This window comes from Micromonospora sp. WMMD1120 (genome assembly GCF_029626235.1).
GTDB lineage: Bacteria > Actinomycetota > Actinomycetes > Mycobacteriales > Micromonosporaceae > Micromonospora.
In genome coordinates this window covers 1,391,715-1,409,853 of record NZ_JARUBO010000005.1, presented here as the reverse complement: position 1 = coordinate 1,409,853, position 18,139 = coordinate 1,391,715, and the positions used below count along the sequence as shown (strand labels likewise).

Here is an 18,139-nt window from a genome sequence, read left to right as displayed (position 1 = left end):
CGCCGGCATGACGACAGGGACGTTGATCACGGTGGCCCCGACCGGTGCCGAGTCGGCCAAGGCGGAGGTGCCGGCGCTGCCGGTGACCCTCGACGAGCTGCTGCTCACCGCCAAGGAGTGCGAGGCGCTCGGCGCCGCCGTGATCCACGTCCACATCCGCGACGACGAGGCCCGGCCGACCCTCGACCCGGTGCGGCTGGCGGACACCGTCGCGGCGTTGCGGGAGAGCACCGACCTGATCGTGCAGCTCTCCTCCGGCGGGGCCGTGACCGACCCGGAGGCCGCCCGGCTCGCCGTCCTCGACGCGCGGCCGGACATGGCGTCCTGCACGATGGGCACCGTCAACTTCGGTGACGACGTCTTCCTCAACCGTTGGGAGTTCATCGTCGACCTGCACACCCGCATGCAGGACCGCGGGATCGTTCCGGAGTACGAGATCTTCGACCTCGGTCACCTCTCCGCGTTGCAGAGACTGCTCGGCAGGTACGGCCTCCCAGCCGGCGGGCACGTGCACGTCGACTTCGTGATGGGGGTTCCGGGGGGCATGCCGGGCACCACCGAGACGCTCGTCGCGGCCCACCGGATGTTGCGCGACCTGCCCGAGGGCACCACGTTCTCGGCCACCGGCATCGGCCGGAGCACGATCCCGGTGCTGCTGGCCGCGCTGTCCACCGGTGGGCACCTGCGGGTCGGCATGGAGGACACGGTGACGTACGCGAAGGGTCGCCCGGTGGAGTCCAACATGCAACTGGTCGCCCGCGCGGTGGGCTTCGCCCAGCTCGCCCAGCGTCCGCCATTGACCACCGCCGAGGCCCGCGAGCTGCTCGGGCTGTAAGGTCGCCCCCCGGCCCGCGCCCCTGTCACCCGAGCGGTGGATCCCCTGGTCACCCCGCCGTCGGGCACCCTCACGCCGTCGGTACCGTCCAGCTCGTGACGAAGACGTACGAGGGCGGCGCGCCGCTCGCCGAGGTGGTCCGGTCGGGGTTCGTGGAGGGCGCGCACCGTGGCTCGGTGGTGGTGCTGGACGCCGCCGGATCGGTGGTGGCCTCGGCCGGGGACGTGACCTCGCCGGTCTTCCCCCGTTCGGCGAGCAAGCCGATGCAGACGATCGGGATGCTCCGGGCCGGCCTGGCGCTGACCGATCCGGCCGACGTGGCGTTGGTGTCCGCGAGTCACGCGGGCGAGGACTTTCACCTGGCCCGGGTCGCCGCGTTGCTGGGGCGCGCCGGGCTGGACGCGTCGGCGCTGCACTGTCCGCCCGACCTGCCGGTGGGCGAGGCCGCCCGGGAGGCGGTGCTGCGCGCCGGAGGCGGCCCCACCCGGGTGCAGATGAACTGCTCTGGCAAGCACAGCGGGATGCTGCTGACCTGCGCGGCCGCCGGTTGGCCGCTGGCGGGCTACTGGCGCCCGGAACACCCGCTCCAGCAGCGGTTGCGGGCCACCATCGAGGAGTTCACCGGTGAGCAGGCCGCCGCGGTGGGCGTGGACGGTTGCGGCGCCCCGGTGCTCGCGGTGTCGCTGACCGGCCTGGCCGGCGCGTACCTCCGGCTGGTCGACGCCGATCCCGGGTCGGTGCCGCGCACGGTGGCCGACGCCATGCGGGCGTACCCGGAAATCGTCGGTGGCACCCAGGCCGACGACACCCGGTTGATGCGCGGCGTCCCGGGCCTGCTGGCCAAGGTCGGCGCGGAGGGTGTGCTCGCGGTGGCGCTGCCGGGCGTCGGCGCCGTCGCCCTCAAGATCGACGATGGCGCCGACCGGGCCCGGATGCCGGTGCTGGTGTCCGCGCTGCGCCGGCTGGGGGTGGACGCGCCGGTGCTGACCGAGTACGCCGAGTTGCCGCTGTTCGGCGGCGGCGTCCCGGTCGGGGCGGTCCGCCCGCTCTGGTGACGTCCGCTCCCGGGCCGGCGCGATCCGGCTGGATGGAGGAGGGGCATGGCCCGACCGTCATCGGCCCGGGAGGCGGGCACGGCCGGGCAACCCGGGACGCCGGGCGGAGTCGGTTCAGCCCAGGAAGTCGAGCAGAGCCGCGTTGACCGGCTCCGGGCGCTCCAGTGGTAGCAGGTGCGCGGCGTCCGGCACGTCGGGCAGGCGCACCGCGCCGGGGACCTCGGCGGCGATCCGGTCGGCGAGCCGGCTGATGTCCGGCACGTCGGCGGCGCCGGCGGTGACCAGGACGGGCACCGTCAGCTCGCCGAGCCGGCCGATCGCCGGTGGCGTCAGCTCGCCCACCTCGACCGCGCCGAGCGCCAGTTCGGCGGCGAGGGCGCGCTGGTCCATCTCCTGGGCGAACGCGATCAGCCCGCTGTCGACGTCCTGCGGCCGGCGTCCCGGGCCGACCACCCAGAACCGCACCTCGCCGGCCGCGCCGGCCACGAAGTCGTCGGGGTCGACCTCGCCGACCAGGTCGTCCCAGAGGTCGTTCGTCTGCTCGGACCACTCGTTGCCGGAGACGGCCGCGCCGAACAGCGCGAGCGCGCTCACCCGGTGCGGGTGGGCCAGCGCGGTGTCGATGGCGACCGACCCGCCGAAGGAACAACCGACCAGGGCGGCCCGGGGCAGGTCGAGCGCGTCCAGCAACCCGGCCACGTCGTCGTGGTGCGCGAACGGGGTCGTCGGCAGCTCCGAGTCGCCGTAACCGCGCAGGTCCGGAACGATCACCCGGTGCCGGGTGGCGAGCACGGGCAGCTGCGCGCGCCACATCCGCCGGTCGGCGATGCCGGCGTGCAGCAGGACGACCGGCGAGCCGCTGCCGGCCTCGTCGTACGCGATGCTTGCTCCGTTGACAGTGATCCTTTGCACGATCGGACCGTACGGATCGGGTGGGCGGCGCGCAAACGGGTTGCTGAGACCTTGCTAACTATGGTTAGCGTTCTGCTTGCAGGAGCTAGCAGGGTCGGTTAACGTCGCACCCATGGCCACCCCGAAGGACCTTCCCGATGTCGGCGGGTTCATCCGCGATCTGCGCCGTAACGCCAAGATCTCGCTGCGGCAGCTCGCCGAGCAGGCGGGGGTCAGCAACCCGTACCTCAGCCAGATCGAGCGCGGCCTGCGCAAGCCCAGCGCGGAGGTGCTCCAGCAACTGGCGAGCGCGCTGCGGGTCTCCACCCCCGCGATGTACCTGCGCGCCGGCCTGCTCGACGACAAGGAGGGCCACGGGGTCCTCGCCGCCATCGCGGTGGACGCCGACCTGACCATGGCGCAGAAGCAGTCGCTCACCCAGATCTATGAAACGTTCCGCCGGGAGAACACCCGGCTGGCGGAGGCGCAGGCCGAGGCGTCCGGCACCAGCACGACGGTGCCCGGCACGGCCCCCGCCGCCCAGCCCGCCGACCTGGCCAACGTGGCCGCCACCGGCCCCACCACCGCAGCCGGCACCCCGACCGAGGCCGTGCTCGAGTCGATCGCCGTCACCGAGGCGGGCACCGCTCCCGCCCCGGGCAGCACCAGCAGCCCCCAGAAGAAGGAGACGTCATGAGCGAGCCGAAGACGAGCCGTATCCCCGCCCCGATCTACGCCGCTGCCGGCGCCGGTGAACTGGCCATCGAGCAGTTGCGGAAGCTGCCGTCCACGGTCGGCGTGCTCGGCACCCGCGTCGTCGCCGACCTCGGCGGCAAGGCCGTGCTGACCGGCTTCGAGCTGCGACAGAAGGCCGCCGAGCTGGACCTGGCCAAGCTCCGCGAATCGGCCGACCTGGCCAAGCTCCGCGACGCCGCCGACCTCGCGAAGCTGCGGGACGCGGCCGACCTGGACAAGCTGCGCGCCGCCGCGACCCGCAACGCCGCCCTGGTGGTTGCGGGGGCCCAGGCCGCCCAGGAGCGCGCGTTCGCCGCCTACGGCGCGCTCGTCGCCCGTGGTGAGCGGGTCGTCGGCGCCGGTGTGCTCGGGGCCGCCGAGACGGTCAACGCCGACATCGAGGCCACCCAGGCCGCGACGCCGACCGAGGCCCCGACCGCCGCCACGCCGTCGGCCCCGACCGAGGCGCCGACCCCGGCCGAGGTGGCCGAGATCGCGGAGGCCAAGCCGGCCGCCGTCAAGAAGGCCGCCCGCGCGCCGAAGGCGCCCAAGCAGACCGAGACCCCCTCGGCGAAGCTGCCCCGGGCCACCAAGCGGACCCGCCCGCCGGCCGAGTAGGAGCGGTGTCGACGCCCCCGGCGACGTCCTTGTCGGACGAAGCCGGGGGCGTCGACATAAACTTGCCGGCATGGCCAACGCCGCGCCGATCTTCGCGTTCGAAGTCCGCTACGTGATCGAGCTGATCCTGCTCGTCTTCGCGCTGATCATCCAGGGTGTCGCGCTGGTGCACGCCATCACGCAACGCTCCGACGCCTTCCCCGCAATCGGGACGCTGCCCAAGGGCGGTTGGATCGCCATCCTGGCGGTCTGCCTCGTGCTCACCCTGCTCGGCTTCGGTCCGATCAGCCTCTTCGGACTGATCGGCATCGCCGCCGCGCTCATCTACCTGCTCGACGTCCGGGTCGGTCTGCGCGACCTGAGCGACGGCAAAGGGTTCTGGTGAGAGGTTTTCGCTGGCCACCTCCACCGGACAGCGGGCCCCGCACCTGGGGGCCGGGCCCGGGAGGGCCGCGCACCGGTCGGCCGGCACTGCCGGAACCCGACACCGACCTGGTCACCACCCCGCACGGCGTACGACTGGAGCGGCTGGTCACCGGCGCCGGTGATCCGGTCACCGTGTTCGCGCACGGGCTGGGCAACGGCATCGCCACCACCCGACCGTTCGGCAGCGGGGTGACCGGTCGCCGGGTGTTCTTCCAGTTCCGTGGGCACGGCCGGTCCGAGGCGCCGGACGGGCCGTGGGACTACCTGGACCTGGCCCGTGACCTGCGGGCCGTCGCCGACCTGAGCGGAGCCAGCCGGGCGTTCGGCGCGAGTCTCGGCGCGGGCGCGCTCTGCCGACTTCTCGTGGAGAGCCCGGAGCGCTTCGAGAAACTGGTGTTCTTCCTGCCCGCGGTGCTCGACGAACCACGCGGCTCGATCGCCCAGGAACGCTTCACCGACCTCCTGGCGGCGGTGGAGAGCGGGGACGCCGCGATTGTCGCCGACGTCGTCTCGCTGGAACTGCCCCCGGCGGTGCGCAACACCCCCGCCGGTTGGGCGTACCTGCGGCAGCGGCTCGACCACCTGCTCCGCGACGGCCTGGCCGAGAACCTGGCCACCCTCGCCGGGAAAACCCCGCTGCGGCGGCTCGGGGACCTGGCGGCGGTCACCGCGCCGGCGCTGGTGATCGGTTGCGCGGGCGACGACCTGCACCCGGTCGAGACCGCCGAACGGCTCGCCGCCGCGCTGCCCCAGGCCACCCTGCACGTGTACGACCGTCCGGGCGTGCTCTGGTCGGAACGCGCCGACCTGCGCGACCGCATCTCCGGCTTCCTGAACGAGTAACCTGCCCTGTCATGGGCGTCACACAGCACGGCCGGACGCACCGGCTCGATCTCGCCGACCCCACACTGCGCGAGTGGACCTGCACGGTCCTGCACGTCGACCCGGAGCAGGGCATCGTGCTGGACCGTTCGGCGTTCTACCCGGGCGGCGGGGGCCAACCGCCGGACCACGGCGTGCTGCTCTGGCAGGGCGTGCAGACCCGGATCGTGGGCACCCGCAAGGGCGACGACCTGTACCTGATCCCCGCCGAGGGCGACCCGCTGCCGCCGGTCGGCGCCGCTGTCGTCGGCGCGGTGGAGGACGAGCGCCGCACCCGGCTGATGCGTACCCACTCCGGCCTGCACGTGCTCTGCGGGGTGGTGTTCCGCGACTTCGGCGCGCTGGTCACCGGCGGCAACATGGAGCCGGGTGAGGCCCGGATGGATTTCAACCTCCCCGAGGTGCCGCCGGACTTCAAGGCCCGGATCGAGGAGCTGGTCAACGCCGAGGTTGCCGCCGACCGCTCGGTAGCCACCCGGGTGCTGCCACGGGCCGAGGCGCTGGCGCTGCCGGACATCATCCGCACCCAGTCCAACCTCATCCCGCCCGACGAGCAGGAGGTCCGGATCGTCGACATCGTCGGGTTGGACGTGCAGGCCGACGGCGGCACCCACGTCGCCTCCACCGCCCAGATCGGCAAGGTGCAGGTGGTCAAGGTGGAGAGCAAGGGCCGGGCCAACCGGCGGGTCCGCGTCCGACTCGTCGACTAGGCCGAATCACGAATTCGGACGTCGGTTGTCAGGTATCGGTGACACCGTCGCAGGCATGACGCAACAGCTAACCGGAAAGACCGCGCTCGTCGCCGGCGCCACCAGGGGCGCCGGTCGGCAGATCGCGGTCCAGCTCGGCGCGGCCGGAGCCACCGTGTACGCGACCGGCCGCAGCACCCGCGCCGCCCGTTCGGAGATGGACCGGCCGGAAACCATCGAGGAGACCGCCGAGCTGGTGACCAAGGCCGGGGGCACCGGCATCGCCGTCCAGGTCGACCACCTGGTTCCCGAGCAGGTCCGTGACCTGGTCGCCCGGATCGACGCCGAGCAGGGCCGCCTCGACGTGCTGGTCAACGACATCTGGGGCGGCGACCCGCTGACCACCTGGGACAAGCCGGTCTGGGAGCAGCCGCTGGACGCCGGCTTCCGCACCCTGCGGTTGGCCATCGACACGCACATCATCACCAGCCACTTCGCGCTGCCCCTGCTGATCCGCAACCCCGGCGGGTTGGTGGTGGAGATGGGCGACGGCACCAAGGCGTACAACGACGAGAACTATCGGCTCTCGATCTTCTACGACCTGGCGAAGGTCTCGGTCACCAGGCTCGCCTTCAGCCAGGCGCACGAGCTGAAACCGCACGGCTGCACCGCCGTCGCGCTCACCCCCGGCTGGATCCGGTCGGAGGCGATGCTCGAGCACTTCGGCGTGACCGAGGAGAACTGGCGCGACGGTGCCGCCACCGACCCCAACTTCCTCATCTCGGAGACCCCCGCGTTCGTCGGCCGCGCGGTGGTGGCGCTCGCCGCCGACGAGGATCGGGCCCGGTGGAACGGCCAGTCCGTCGACGCCGGCACGCTGTCCAAGGTGTACGGGTTCACCGACCTCGACGGCAGCCAGCCCGAGGGTTTCCGCTACATCACCGAGGTGGTCGACGCGGGCAAGCCGGCGGACGTCACCGGCTACCGGTAGAGCGCGGCGAAGCGCCCGGCAGCCTCGACGAACAACTGCCGCAGCTCCGGCGGGTCGAGCACTTCCACCTCCGGGCCGAGGCCCAGCAGTTGGTGGTACGCCACCGGGACGGACTCGACGGGCAGGCTGGCCACCACCCAGCCCTGCCCGTCGGGCTTCCCGGCGGCGGCCACCACCTCGTCGTACACGAAGGGAGCATCGACCAGGTGCCGGAGCCGGCGCAGGCCGGCGGGGCTCAGCCGGACGGTGACAGCGGCCCGCAGCATGCTCCGCAGGAACGACCCGGCCTGCTCGCGCCAGTGCCCGGCCAGGTCGAAGCTCTCGTCGCGGTCGAACCGCTCGTCGCCCACCTCGACGGCGGTCACCCGGTCCACCCGGTAGGTGCGGGTGTCGTCGCCGACGCGGCCGACCAGGTACCAGATTCCGCTCTTCAGCACCAGCCCGTACGGCTCGACCCGGCGAGTGACCTCCCCGTCGCCCCGGCGGTAGCCCACCCGGACCACCCGGTCGCCCCAGACCGCCCGGGCCAGCTCGGGCAGCGCGACCGGCGGTGGCGTCTCCCGGAACCAACCCGGCACGTCCAGGTGGAAACGCTGACCGGCGCGGGCCGGCGCGTCCCGCAGCGCGGGCGGCAGCGCGGCGAGCACCTTCAGCTCGGCGGACGCCACCGCGTCGGCGAGCCCCATCTCGCCGGCCGGCCCGGGCAGCCCGGCGAGGAAGAGCGCCTCCGCCTCGTCCCGGCTCAGCCCGGTCAGTCGGGTGCGGTAACCGCCGAGCAGCCGGTAGCCGCCGGCGCGTCCACGATCGGCGTAGACCGGCACGCCGGCGGCGGAGAGCGCCAGGACGTCCCGGTACACGGTGCGTTCGGAGACTTCCAGTTCCCGCGCCAGCTCGGTCGCGGTCATCGACCCCCGCGACTGCAACAGCAACAACAGCGAGATCAGTCGGGACGCGCGCACCCGACCATCCTGCCCGGTGCCGCTCGCCGTCGGGCGGGTTCGAGCACCGCTCGCTAGGCTGCTCGTTCGTGGACGTCAGCAGAATCGCCAGCCCGGTGACCGGGGTAGTCGGACGCTTCCTGGGCGGGGCCGGGTTGCTGGTGCGGGGGTTGGGCCTCTACGTCCGCAGCCCGGGGTTGATGCTGCTCGGCATCGTGCCGGCGCTGATCTCCGGCGCGCTGTTCCTGGCCGCGCTCGGCACGCTCGTGTACTTCGTGGACGATCTCGCCGCGCTGGTCACCCCGTTCGCCGACGACTGGTCGAGCGGTGCGCGCAGCCTGGTCCGGGTGATCGCCGGGCTGGCCTTCCTGGGCCTCGGCGGCCTGCTCGGCGTGCTCACCTTCACCGCGGTCACCCTGGTCATCGGCGACCCGTTCTACGAGAAGATCTCCGAGCGGGTGGAGGAGCGGTACGGCGGCACGCCGGGCGCTGTGGACGTGCCCTTCCTGTCGTCGCTGCGCCGCAGCTCCGTGGACTCGGTGCGGCTGGTGGCGCTCTCCGCGCTGGTCGGCATCCCCCTGTTCGTCGCCGGCTTCATCCCGGTGCTGGGGCAGACGGTGGTGCCGGTGATCGGGGCCGCTGTGGGTGGCTGGTTCCTCGCCGTCGAGCTGGTCGGCGCGCCGTTCTACCGGCGCGGGATGCGGCTGCCCGAGCGCCGGGCGATCCTCAAGGCCGACCGTCCCACCGCGCTGGGCTTCGGGGTGGCGGTCTTCCTCTGCTTCCTGATCCCGTTGGGCGCCGTGCTGGTCATGCCGGCAGCGGTGGCCGGCGCGGCCCTGCTGACCCGCCGTCGGCTCGGTCAGCCGATCGAGCGGAGCTGACATGGACGTCATCCTGGTCGAGGGGGACATCACCACCCAGCGGGTGGACGCGATCGTCAACGCGGCGAACTCGTCCCTGCTCGGCGGTGGTGGCGTCGACGGCGCGATCCACCGGCGTGGCGGTCCGGCGATCCTGACCGAGTGCCGGGCGTTGCGCGCGTCCCGCTACGGCCGTCGGGTAGCCGCTGCACCCTTGATCACTTGATGGAGAGTAGTTCCCAGAAGAGGATTCGAACTACTCTCCATCATCTGATCTTGCCGGGGCTGTCAGGTCGGCCAGGCAGGTCCACTGGGAGGCGACCGGTCGGTAGCCCAGTCGGGTGTTGACAGCGAGCATCGGCCCGTTCGCCTCGTCGTTCGAGGTGTACGCGACACGTACGCCGCTCGCGGCGGCCCGGTGCAGTGCCGCCGTCTTCGCCAGTCGGGCCAGCCCTCGCCCCCGGTACGCCGGAATCGTGCCGGTGAAGTCCGACCACATCCGGTCCCCGTCCCGCTTCACCAGGCTGAACGCCACCACCTCGCCGTCAACCTCGGCGGTGGTGCTCGCCGACTTGTCCAGGCCGAGGTTGTCCCACACGTCGTACCGCCAGTTCTCGTAGCTGATCGAGTCGACCGGCTCGTCGCCCGGCTCGTCGGCGGCAGCGGCCACGTCCGCCGCGTACAGCAGGCGCGGGTCCAGGTCGACGATCGGCAGCAGCCGTACGCCCGGCGGCGGCTCGGGTAGGGGCGGCAGCGCGTCCAGTTCCAGCGCCGAGTAGCGCACCTCCCGGCTGGGCCCGTAGCCGTGCCGGCGCGCGAACGGCAGCCCGTCAGGCAGCGCCATGGTGCGTACCCGGCGGATGTCGAGGGGTCTGAGGTGCTCGGTCGCGGCGGTCAGCAGTGCGGTGCCGATGCCGCGTCGCCGGTGCTCCGGGTGCACGTGCAGGTTCGAGACCTCGCCGAAGTTCGGCGTGGAGGTCCAGGTGGAGCACTGTGCCGACACCCAGCCGACGACCTGGCCGTCGACCTCGGCCACGAAGGCGGTCCAGCCCATCTCGGGCGGAGGCTCGGCGAGCATCTTCCGGGTCGACTCGACCCCGCGCACCTGGTACGGGTGCACGATCGCCCGCAGCGCCACCACACCCGGGGCGTCGTCCGGCTGCGCCACCCGGATCTCCATGTCAGGCCCCCGTCGGTACGGCGCTGAGAGTGGAGGTGTGCGGTTTCGCAAGGGATTTCGGCATGTCGGCGAGGCTAGCGACGATGGCCCGTGACGGCGACGTATTAACCGCGCGCCCGCTGGCCGCGCGCGAGCTGTCGAGGCAGCAACTTCAGGGAAACAGTGGTCTCCCGACGCTCGGAAACCACTGTTTCCCTGAAGTTGTGTGGATCTTGCCGCGCGCCGCGAGCCAGCACGCACGCGGTCAGGCTGAGGCGCGGCGGATCAGCTCGGTGGGGAGCATGACGACCTGCTCGATGCTCTCCCCGGCGGCCAACCGCAGCAGTTGTCGGGTCATCTGGCGGCCGAGTTCCACGATCGGCTGCCGGACTGTGGTCAGTGGCGGCTCGGTGTAGGCGGCGGTCTCGATGTCGTCGAAGCCGATCACCGCCACGTCCTCCGGCACCCGCCGGCCGGCCTCGCGCAGCGTACGCAGGGCGGCGTGCGCCATCAGGTCGGAGGCGGCGAAGACACCGTCCAGGTCGGGGTGGTCGGTGAGCAGTTGGCGCATCGCCGCCGCGCCGGACTCCCTGGTGAAGTCACCGACAGCTACCAGCTCGGGCAGACCGGCGGCGGCGACCGCCTGCCGGTAGCCGTTGAGCCGTTCGATCCCGGCGACCATGTCCTGCGGCCCGGCGATGGTGGCGATCCGCCGGCGACCGCTGTCGATCATGTAGCCGACGGCGGTGGTCACCCCGGCGACGTGGTCGACGTCGACGTACGGGACCGGCACGTCGCCGAGCGGCCGGCCACTGCACACCACCGGGATGCCGAGCCGGGTCAGCGTGCCGGGCAGCGGGTCGGCGCCGTGCAGCGAGGCGAAGAGCACCCCGTCGACGTGCCGGCCGGTGGTGTAGCGCTCGACGCGGTGGTGCCCGGCCGGCGAGCCGGCGAGCATCAGCACCAACTGCTTGTCGGCCGCCTCCAGCTCCTGGCTGACACCCCTGATGATGCCGGGGAAGACCTGGTCGTCGGAGAAGACCCGGGTGGCCGCCTCCGGCATGACCAGGGCGATCGAGTCGGTGCGTTGGGTGACCAGGCTGCGGGCGGCGAGGTTGGGGACGTACCCCAGCTCGGCGACCGCCCGGGTGACCGCCTCGCGGATCGGTTCGGCGACGGTGGTGGAGCCGTTGACCACCCGGGACACGGTGGCCCGGGACACCCCGGCCCGGGCCGCCACCGCTTCGAGCGTCGGCCGCTGCGCCGTCGTCATCGCGCCTTTCCCCCCGCTCGTCACAGCCCGTTCCGGGAGATCACCTCCTGGTACCACCGGGCGCTGGCCTTCGGTGTGCGCCGCTGGGTCAGGTAGTCGACGTGCACGATCCCGAACCGCTTGCGGTAACCCTCCGCCCACTCGAAGTTGTCCAGTAATGACCATACGAGATAACCGCGCAGGTCCACGCCCCGGGCGATGGCCTCGTGCGCGGCACGCAGGTGCCCGTCGAGGTAGGCGATGCGATCGGCGTCGATGACCTGTGCGGACCCGTCGGGCGAGTCGGCGCCCGGCTTGTCGGGGAACGCCGCGCCGTTCTCGGTGATCAGCAGCGGCACACCGGGATAGTCGGTGGCGATCCGCTCCAGCAGCCGGGTCAGCCCGGCCGGCTCGATCATCCAGCCCATGTCGGTGAGCGGCCCGGTGGGGGGAAGGAAGTGCACAGCGCCCTCGGTGCCGGGGTAGGCGGGGTTGCCGGCGCCGTCGGGCCGCCCCGCCACGTAGCCGGGCGCGTAGTAGTTGATGCCGAGCAGGTCGATCGGGGCGGCGATCAGCTTCTCGTCGCCGTCCCTGATGAACGTCGGCTCGACGATCCGGGCCACGTGCTCCCGGACGTCGTCCGGGTAGCCGCCGGCCAGCAGCGGGTCGAGGAAGATCCGGTTGTGCAGGCCGTCGACCAGGCGCACGGCAGCGGCGTCGACAGCGCTCTCCGGGTCGGCTGGTCGTACATCCGCCGGGTTGAGGGTGATGCCGACGCTGCGCGCGCCGGCGGTGCGCAGCGCCCGCGCGGCCAGGCCGTGCCCCAACAGCAGATGGTGTACGGCGGTGAAGGCCGCCGCCGGGTTCCGCTCGCCCGGCGCGTGCACCCCGTTGGCGTACCCGAGGTAGGCCGAGCACCACGGCTCGTTGAGGGTGGTCCAGGTGTCGATCCGGTCGCCGAGGCGGGCGTACACCGCTGTGGCGTAGCTGGCGAAGTGCTCGGCGGTGTCCCGGTTGGTCCAGCCGCCCCGGTCGCCGAGGCTCTGCGGCAGGTCCCAGTGGTAGAGGGTGACGATCGGGTCGATGCCCCGCGCCAGCAGCGCGTCGGTGAGCCGGTCGTAGAAGTCCAGCCCGCGCGGGTTGACCGGCCCGGTGCCGTCGGGCTGCACGCGCGGCCAGGAGACCGAGAACCGGTACGCCCGCAGCCCCAGCTCGGCCATCAGCGCCACGTCGTCGGCGTACCGGTGGTAGTGGTCGCAGGCGACGTCGCCGGTGTGCCCCTGGTAGACCCTGCCCGGGGTGCGGCTGAAGGTGTCCCAGATGGACGGTCCGCGACCGTCGTCGCGGGCGGCGCCCTCGATCTGGTACGCGGCGGTGGCCGCACCCCAGAGGAAATCCTCGGGAAACTTGAGTTCACTCACGCCTTGACCGCACCTTCCATGATTCCGCCGATGATCTGCCGCCCGAACACCACGAAGACCAGCAGCAGGGGCAGCGTCGCGATGGCGGTCCCGGTGAACACCTGCGACATGTCCTGGTAGTACCCGTCCGACAGGGCCCGGAGCGAGAGCTGCACTGTCGGGTTCGCCGGATCGTTCAGCACAGCGTACGGCCAGAGGAAGTCGTTCCAGGTGGTCATGAAGGTGAGCAGGCCGAGGACGGCGGCGGCGGGACGCAGCGCGGGCAGCACCACGTGCCACCAGATCCGGGCGGTGCCGCAGCCGTCCATCCGGGCGGCCTCGATCAGCTCGTCGCTCACCGCCTGGCCGGCGTACTGCCGCATCATGAACACCCCGAAGCCGGTGACCAGGGCCGGCACGATCACCGCGGGGAGCCTGTCGTTCCACTCCAGCCGGGTCATCAGCAGGTACAGCGGGATCACACCGAGCTGGGTCGGCACCATCATCGTCGCGATGATGACCAGCAGCAGCGCGTTGCGCCCGCGAAACCGCAGCTTGGCGAAGGCGAAGCCGGCCAGGCTGGAGAAGAGCACCACGGACACGGTGACGGTGCCGGACACGATCGTCGAGTTGATCAGGCCGGTGAGGAAGTACGCGTCGGTGTTGTCGAACAGCCGGGCGATGTTGGCGCCGAGGTTGCCGCCCGGCGTCATCGGCGGTGGCAGTTGGCCCATCGCGTCGCTGGACCGGCTGGCCACCACGAACATCCACCAGATCGGAAAGACCGACAGGCCGGCGGCGACGACCAGGGCGAGGTAGGTGAGCGGGCTGGCCCGCCAGAGTCGGCTCATCGGGCCGTTCCCTTTCGCGCGCCCGTGCCGCCACCCAGTCGGCGCAGGATCAGCACGTTGACCGCCGCCACGATCGCGATGAGCGCGAAGAGCAGCCAGGCCACGGCGGAGCCGTACCCGAAGTTGTAGTGCGGCGCGAAGGCGTTCTCGAACATGTACATGGTCAGCGTCTGCGACTCGCGCGACGGCCCGCCCCGGATCGGGTTGGTGCCGGAGTGGAACAGCCGGGGCTCGGTGAAGAGCTGCAACCCGCCGATGGTGGCGATGATGGCGCAGAAGACGATCGTCGGTTTGAGCAGCGGCACGGTGATCGACCAGAACTGGCGGGCCCGGTTGGCGCCGTCGATGGCCGCCGACTCGTAGAGGTCCTTGGGGATGGCCTGCATGGCGGCCAGCAGGATCAGCGCGTTGTAGCCGGTCCACCGCCAGTCGACCATGGCGGAGATGGCCACCCAGGAGGCGAACCGGTCGGACTTCCAGCCGATCGGGTCCACCCCGACGAAGTCCAGCAGCCAGTTGATCATGCCGAACTCGCGGCCGAAGATGACTCCGAAGACGATCGCCACCGCCGCGGTGGACGTGACGTTGGGGACGAGCACCGCCATCCGCCAACCGGTACGGGCGCGCAGGCCCCGGTTGAGCAGGTTGGCCAACCAGAGCGCGGCCAGCAACTGCGGGACCGTGGAGATGACGAAGATCCCCAGCGTGTTGACGAGCGCGTGCCAGAAGTCGGGGTCGGCGAGCAGCCGGGTGTAGTTCTCCGCCCCGACGAACGGGTGGTCGGCGCCGAGCAGGTCCCAGTCGTGCAGCGACACCCAGAAGGTGTACGCCAGGGGGTAGGCCCCGAAGACCGCGAAGAGCAGGAAGAACGGGGCGATGTAGAGGTACGGCGAGAGCCGGGTGTCGAGCCGGGTCAGCCGACCCGACGAGCGCTGGGGGGCCGGCGCCACCGGCGGGCGGGCGTCGAGCTGGACGGTCATGCCCGGGAACTCCTTTCCGCCGTACGGGCGGGACTCCTGGTGCCGGAGCCCGCCCGCACGCTGGTTGGGCTACTTGGCGGCGGCCTTCTTGGCGTTGTTCACCGCGTCCGTCCAGCCCTGCGCGGGGCTGCGCTGGCCCAGCTCGACGGTCCGTACCGCGTTCTCCACCTCGGTGCGTACCGCCTGGTTCTTCGGGCCCATGTAGACCGGCTTCAGGCTCTTCGCGCCGGTGCCGAAGATGGCGCCGACCGGCGCTCCGGAGAAGTACGCGTTCGTCGCGCCGGTGATGGCCGGGTCGTCGAGCGCCTGCGGGGAGGAGGGCAGCGGACCCTTGGCCTTGAACGCCCCGATCTGCCCCTTGGCGCTGGTGAGGAACTTGAGCAGCTCGATCGCCTCGGCCCGGTGCTTGCTCTGCTTGGGCACGGCGAGGTGCGAGCCACCCCAGTTGCCGCCGTTGCCGGGAACCCGGGCGATGTCCCACTTGCCCGAGGCGGCGGTGCCGGCGTTGGCCTCGATGACGCCGGTCATCCAGGCCGGGCAGGCGATGGTGGCGAACTTCGACTGCTTGAACGCGGAGACCCACTCCTCGGACCAGGAGCCGTACCTGCCGGAGAGGCCCGAGTCGATGATGTCCATCGTGGTGTCCCACGCCTGCCGTACCGACGGGTTGCTGTCCACGACCAGGTTGTCGCTGGTGTCGTAGTAGCTGTAGCCGGTGGTGTTGCCGGCGGTCTGGAGCAGGATGGTGTTGAAGGTGTTCGTCGCCCCGTCGAGGAAGGACGCGCCGGTCTTCGCCGCGGCGAACTTCTCGCCGGTGGCGATGTAGTCCGGCCACGTCGGCCAGAGCTGGGAGACCGCGTCCCGCTCGGTGGGCAGGCCGGCCTTCGCGAAGAGGTCCTTGCGATAGCAGATGGCGATGCCGCCGACGTCGGTGCCGAGGCCGATGAGCTGCTTGCCGTCGGCGGTCAGGCCGGCGTTCCACTTCCACTCCAGGAAGTTGCCCTTGAGGTCGGCGGCGCCGTGGTCCAGCAGGTTGACGAAGTTGCCGGGGTTGGCCTTGTACTCGACCAGCAGCCCTTCCTCGATGGCCACCACGTCGCCGGCGCCCCGGCCGGCGGCGAGCCACTGGGTCAGCTTCGGGGAGTATTCGTCGAGGTTGGTGCCGGTGCCCCGCTCCACGATCTTCACACCGGGGTTCGCGGCCATGTACTCCTGGTAGAGCTGTTCGTAGCCGAACTGGCCGAAGACGTCGACGGTGAGGGTGACGGTCCCGTCGCCGCCCTTGTCGTCGCCGCCGCAGCCGGCGGTGACGAGCAGGGCGGTGGTGGCGGCGAGGGCCACCGCGGCGAGGCGGCGGCGCGGGAGGAGAGCCATGTATCTGGACCTCTCTGCAGGGGGTCGGGTTTGGTAAGAGAGCGCTCTCACGACACTGTGATGGGTGCCACCCACCCTGTCAAGAGAGCGCTCTCTCGATTGCTCCGGTGCCGGCCACGCGAACGAGGGCGTCACCCCGACGGGTGACGCCCTCGCGGGCTGGCCTGTCGATCAGCCGGTGCGGAGGCCGTTCAGCAGGGAGCGGTCCCCGGCGACGTCGAGCGTCTCGAAGCTCACCCGGCCCCAGAGCGCCAGCAGCAGGTCGCTCGCGGTGCCGCTGACCTGGGCCCGCGCGTGGTGGTCGTCGTGGTCGAAGATGGTCGCCGTGTCGAGCAGCGCCACCCCCTCGCCGCGCAACCGCAGATACCACTCCTGGGCCGCGTCGGTCGCGGAGAGCTGCACCACCCCGCGCCAGTCGCCCGGCGCCTGCCGCCGGCCCGCCGGCAGCCAGGTGTCCAGCACCTCGCTCACCCCGTCGGCCGCGAGCTTCGCCTCCACCGGGTCACCGGCCCCGATGGCGAGCTGGGCGTCCCAGCGGTGCACCGCCGTCTCGTGCGCCATCCGGCGCGGCCAGAAGCCGGCCTTCTTCGGCTGCGGGGCCCAGTTCCAGGCCGGTGCCTCCGGGTCGAGCCCGTCGAACAGCGTCATCAGCCGGTCGTAGCCCTGCTGCCAGAGCTGGAGTGGAGTCACCCCCGGCTCCGCCTCGAGCGGTTCCCGCCGCGCCGGCTGACCGGTCTCACCGGAGCCGGCGAACGACGACACCCAGTGGTAGATGCCGGCCAGGTGCAGGGTGAGGTCGCTGACCGTCCAGCCCGGACAGGACAGCACCGGTGTCTCCGGTGGCGCCTCGGCCACCGCCGCGGCGAAAGCCGGGCCCTCCGCCCGGAGCGCCCCGATCCAGAAATCCTTGCTGCCCTGCAGTCTGCTCATCGCCATCCTCCCGGGGGTGCCGGGCGACCAGTGGGTGCCACGGCTATCAGTCAGCCTAAGGTGAAGGGCGTGCCAGACGCCTCCGCCCAGCCGACAACCGACGCCGATCGTGCCATCCCCGGTCCACTCGCTGGCTACACCACCCTGCGGATGGGTGGGCCCGCCGCGCGGATCGTGGCCGCCGGCAGCGCCGACGAGATCGTCCGAGCCGTCCAGGTCGCCGAGGAGCCCATCCTGATCCTGGCCGGTGGCAGCAACGTGGTCATCGGCGATTCCGGCTTCCCCGGCACCGTCGTGCTGGTGCGCTCCCGGGGCCTCCGGGTCGTCGAGGAGACCGCCGGGTCGGTCACCGTACGCGTCGACGCCGGCGAGCCGTGGGACGACCTGGTCGCCGCCACCGTCGCCAACGGCTGGGCCGGGCTGGAATGCCTCTCCGGCATCCCCGGCTCGACCGGCGCCACCCCGATCCAGAACGTCGGCGCGTACGGGCAGGAGGTCGCCGAGACGATCACCTCCGTGGAGGTGTACGACCGGGTCGAGGGCGCCCGCTACGACATCCCGGCCGCCGACTGCGGGTTCGCCTACCGGGGCAGCATCTTCAAGTACGTGGACCGCTGGGTGGTGCTCAGCGTCGACTTCCGGCTCACCAAGTCCCCGCTCTCCGGCCCGGTGCGGTACGCCGAGCTGGCCAGGGCGCTCGGTGTCGAGATCGGTGACCAGGTGCCGCTCGCCGACGCCCGCGCCGTGGTGCGGCGGCTGCGCGCGGGCAAGGGCATGGTGCTCGACGCGACCGACCCGGACACCCGCTCGGTCGGCTCCTTCTTCACCAACCCCGTGCTCGACCGCGCGACGTACGACCTGCTGCTGGAGCGCTCCGCCGAGGTGGGCGACCCGCCCGCCTGGCCGGGGGCCGACGGCCTGGTCAAGGTGAGCGCGGCATGGCTGATCGACAAAGCCGGCTTCAGCAAGGGCCACCCCGGCGCGGGTGGGGTGGCGATCTCCAGCAAGCACACCCTGGCCCTGACCAACCGCAGCGGCACAGCCCACACCGCCGACCTGCTGGCCCTGGCCGAAACCATCCGCGACCAGGTCCACACCCGCTTCGGCGTAACCCTCCACCCCGAACCAGTCCTCATCAACTGCACCCTCTAACCCCGCCCCGCCCCGCCCCGCCCCGCCCCCCGCCCTGCGCGATCTTGCACTTTCTGCGGTTACATAACGGCACCAGAAGTGACAAATCGCCAACCGAAAGTGCAAGATCGCGTGGGCGTGG

General features: G+C 71.9%; 18 protein-coding genes and 2 pseudogenes. 11 read left to right on the top strand and 9 right to left on the bottom strand.

Annotation, left to right across the window (positions count from 1 at the left end):
• The first annotated feature begins 7 nt into the window (after positions 1 to 7).
• Positions 8 to 835, top strand: coding sequence for a 3-keto-5-aminohexanoate cleavage protein (locus O7634_RS06700; RefSeq protein WP_278149275.1), 828 nt, complete (start codon positions 8 to 10; stop codon positions 833 to 835).
• Between the two features lie 95 nt (positions 836 to 930).
• A complete protein-coding gene (locus O7634_RS06695; protein ID WP_278149274.1) occupies positions 931 to 1,890 on the top strand; it encodes an asparaginase in 960 nt (319 codons plus the stop codon).
• 114 nt (positions 1,891 to 2,004) lie between these two features.
• Here O7634_RS06695 and O7634_RS06690 read toward each other — a convergent pair whose 3' ends face one another.
• On the bottom strand, positions 2,005 to 2,802 hold the full coding sequence (locus O7634_RS06690) for an alpha/beta hydrolase (RefSeq protein ID WP_278149273.1): 798 nt from the start codon (positions 2,800 to 2,802) through the stop codon (positions 2,005 to 2,007).
• 112 nt (positions 2,803 to 2,914) lie between these two features.
• Between O7634_RS06690 and O7634_RS06685 the strand changes: the two are divergent.
• The 6 genes and pseudogenes from O7634_RS06685 to O7634_RS06660 all read left to right on the top strand — a co-directional run.
• A pseudogene (locus tag O7634_RS06685) lies at positions 2,915 to 3,385 on the top strand (helix-turn-helix transcriptional regulator); the annotation flags it as partial.
• Positions 3,386 to 3,474: 89 nt separating this feature from the next.
• Positions 3,475 to 4,134 (top strand): hypothetical protein, encoded by a 660-nt coding sequence (locus tag O7634_RS06680; protein ID WP_278149272.1) that lies wholly within the window; start codon positions 3,475 to 3,477, stop codon positions 4,132 to 4,134.
• Between the two features lie 70 nt (positions 4,135 to 4,204).
• Positions 4,205 to 4,519, top strand: a complete 315-nt coding sequence (locus tag O7634_RS06675) for a DUF2516 family protein (RefSeq protein WP_124820335.1) — start codon at positions 4,205 to 4,207, stop codon at positions 4,517 to 4,519.
• Complete coding sequence (locus O7634_RS06670) at positions 4,516 to 5,403, top strand: alpha/beta hydrolase (protein WP_278149271.1); 888 nt, start codon at positions 4,516 to 4,518, stop codon at positions 5,401 to 5,403. Before O7634_RS06675 ends, O7634_RS06670 begins: the two co-directional genes overlap by 4 nt.
• A gap of 11 nt (positions 5,404 to 5,414) precedes the next feature.
• A complete protein-coding gene (locus O7634_RS06665) occupies positions 5,415 to 6,152 on the top strand; it encodes an alanyl-tRNA editing protein (RefSeq protein ID WP_278149270.1) in 738 nt (245 codons plus the stop codon).
• 55 nt (positions 6,153 to 6,207) lie between these two features.
• Positions 6,208 to 7,122, top strand: coding sequence for an SDR family oxidoreductase (locus O7634_RS06660; RefSeq protein WP_278149269.1), 915 nt, complete (start codon positions 6,208 to 6,210; stop codon positions 7,120 to 7,122).
• On the opposite strand, the gene O7634_RS06655 is transcribed toward O7634_RS06660, so the two are convergent.
• Positions 7,113 to 8,081, bottom strand: coding sequence for a YafY family protein (locus tag O7634_RS06655; RefSeq protein ID WP_278149268.1), 969 nt, complete (start codon positions 8,079 to 8,081; stop codon positions 7,113 to 7,115). The two genes, O7634_RS06660 and O7634_RS06655, sit on opposite strands and share 10 nt — an antisense overlap.
• 68 nt (positions 8,082 to 8,149) lie before the next feature.
• Here O7634_RS06655 and O7634_RS06650 point away from each other — a divergent pair, with 68 nt between their 5' ends.
• A complete protein-coding gene (locus tag O7634_RS06650; RefSeq protein ID WP_278149267.1) occupies positions 8,150 to 8,941 on the top strand; it encodes an EI24 domain-containing protein in 792 nt (263 codons plus the stop codon).
• Position 8,942: 1 nt separating this feature from the next.
• Positions 8,943 to 9,116, top strand: a pseudogene (locus tag O7634_RS06645) (macro domain-containing protein); the annotation flags it as partial.
• A gap of 60 nt (positions 9,117 to 9,176) precedes the next feature.
• On the opposite strand, the gene O7634_RS06640 reads toward O7634_RS06645, so the two are convergent.
• The 7 genes from O7634_RS06640 to O7634_RS06610 form a co-directional block, all read right to left on the bottom strand.
• A complete protein-coding gene (locus tag O7634_RS06640) occupies positions 9,177 to 10,100 on the bottom strand; it encodes a GNAT family N-acetyltransferase (protein WP_278149266.1) in 924 nt (307 codons plus the stop codon).
• Between the two features lie 244 nt (positions 10,101 to 10,344).
• On the bottom strand, positions 10,345 to 11,352 hold the full coding sequence (locus tag O7634_RS06635; protein WP_278149265.1) for a LacI family DNA-binding transcriptional regulator: 1,008 nt from the start codon (positions 11,350 to 11,352) through the stop codon (positions 10,345 to 10,347).
• 20 nt (positions 11,353 to 11,372) lie between these two features.
• On the bottom strand, positions 11,373 to 12,752 hold the full coding sequence (locus O7634_RS06630; protein ID WP_278149264.1) for a GH1 family beta-glucosidase: 1,380 nt from the start codon (positions 12,750 to 12,752) through the stop codon (positions 11,373 to 11,375).
• On the bottom strand, positions 12,749 to 13,582 hold the full coding sequence (locus O7634_RS06625; protein ID WP_278149263.1) for a carbohydrate ABC transporter permease: 834 nt from the start codon (positions 13,580 to 13,582) through the stop codon (positions 12,749 to 12,751). Before O7634_RS06625 ends, O7634_RS06630 begins: the two co-directional genes overlap by 4 nt.
• Positions 13,579 to 14,562 carry a sugar ABC transporter permease gene (locus O7634_RS06620; RefSeq protein ID WP_278149262.1) on the bottom strand — a complete coding sequence of 328 codons (984 nt, stop codon included), beginning with the start codon at positions 14,560 to 14,562 and terminating at the stop codon, positions 13,579 to 13,581. Before O7634_RS06620 ends, O7634_RS06625 begins: the two co-directional genes overlap by 4 nt.
• A 69-nt stretch (positions 14,563 to 14,631) precedes the next feature.
• Positions 14,632 to 15,936: an extracellular solute-binding protein gene (locus O7634_RS06615; protein ID WP_278149261.1), complete on the bottom strand. Its 1,305-nt coding sequence runs from the start codon at positions 15,934 to 15,936 to the stop codon at positions 14,632 to 14,634.
• 171 nt (positions 15,937 to 16,107) lie between these two features.
• The gene (locus tag O7634_RS06610) at positions 16,108 to 16,866 is read right to left on the bottom strand and encodes a maleylpyruvate isomerase family mycothiol-dependent enzyme (RefSeq protein WP_278149260.1); all 759 of its coding nucleotides are present in this window, start codon (positions 16,864 to 16,866) and stop codon (positions 16,108 to 16,110) included.
• A 114-nt stretch (positions 16,867 to 16,980) separates the two neighbouring features.
• On the opposite strand from O7634_RS06610, the gene O7634_RS06605 reads away from it, so the two are divergent.
• Positions 16,981 to 18,018 (top strand): UDP-N-acetylmuramate dehydrogenase, encoded by a 1,038-nt coding sequence (locus tag O7634_RS06605; RefSeq protein WP_278153889.1) that lies wholly within the window; start codon positions 16,981 to 16,983, stop codon positions 18,016 to 18,018.
• Positions 18,019 to 18,139 lie beyond the last annotated feature (121 nt).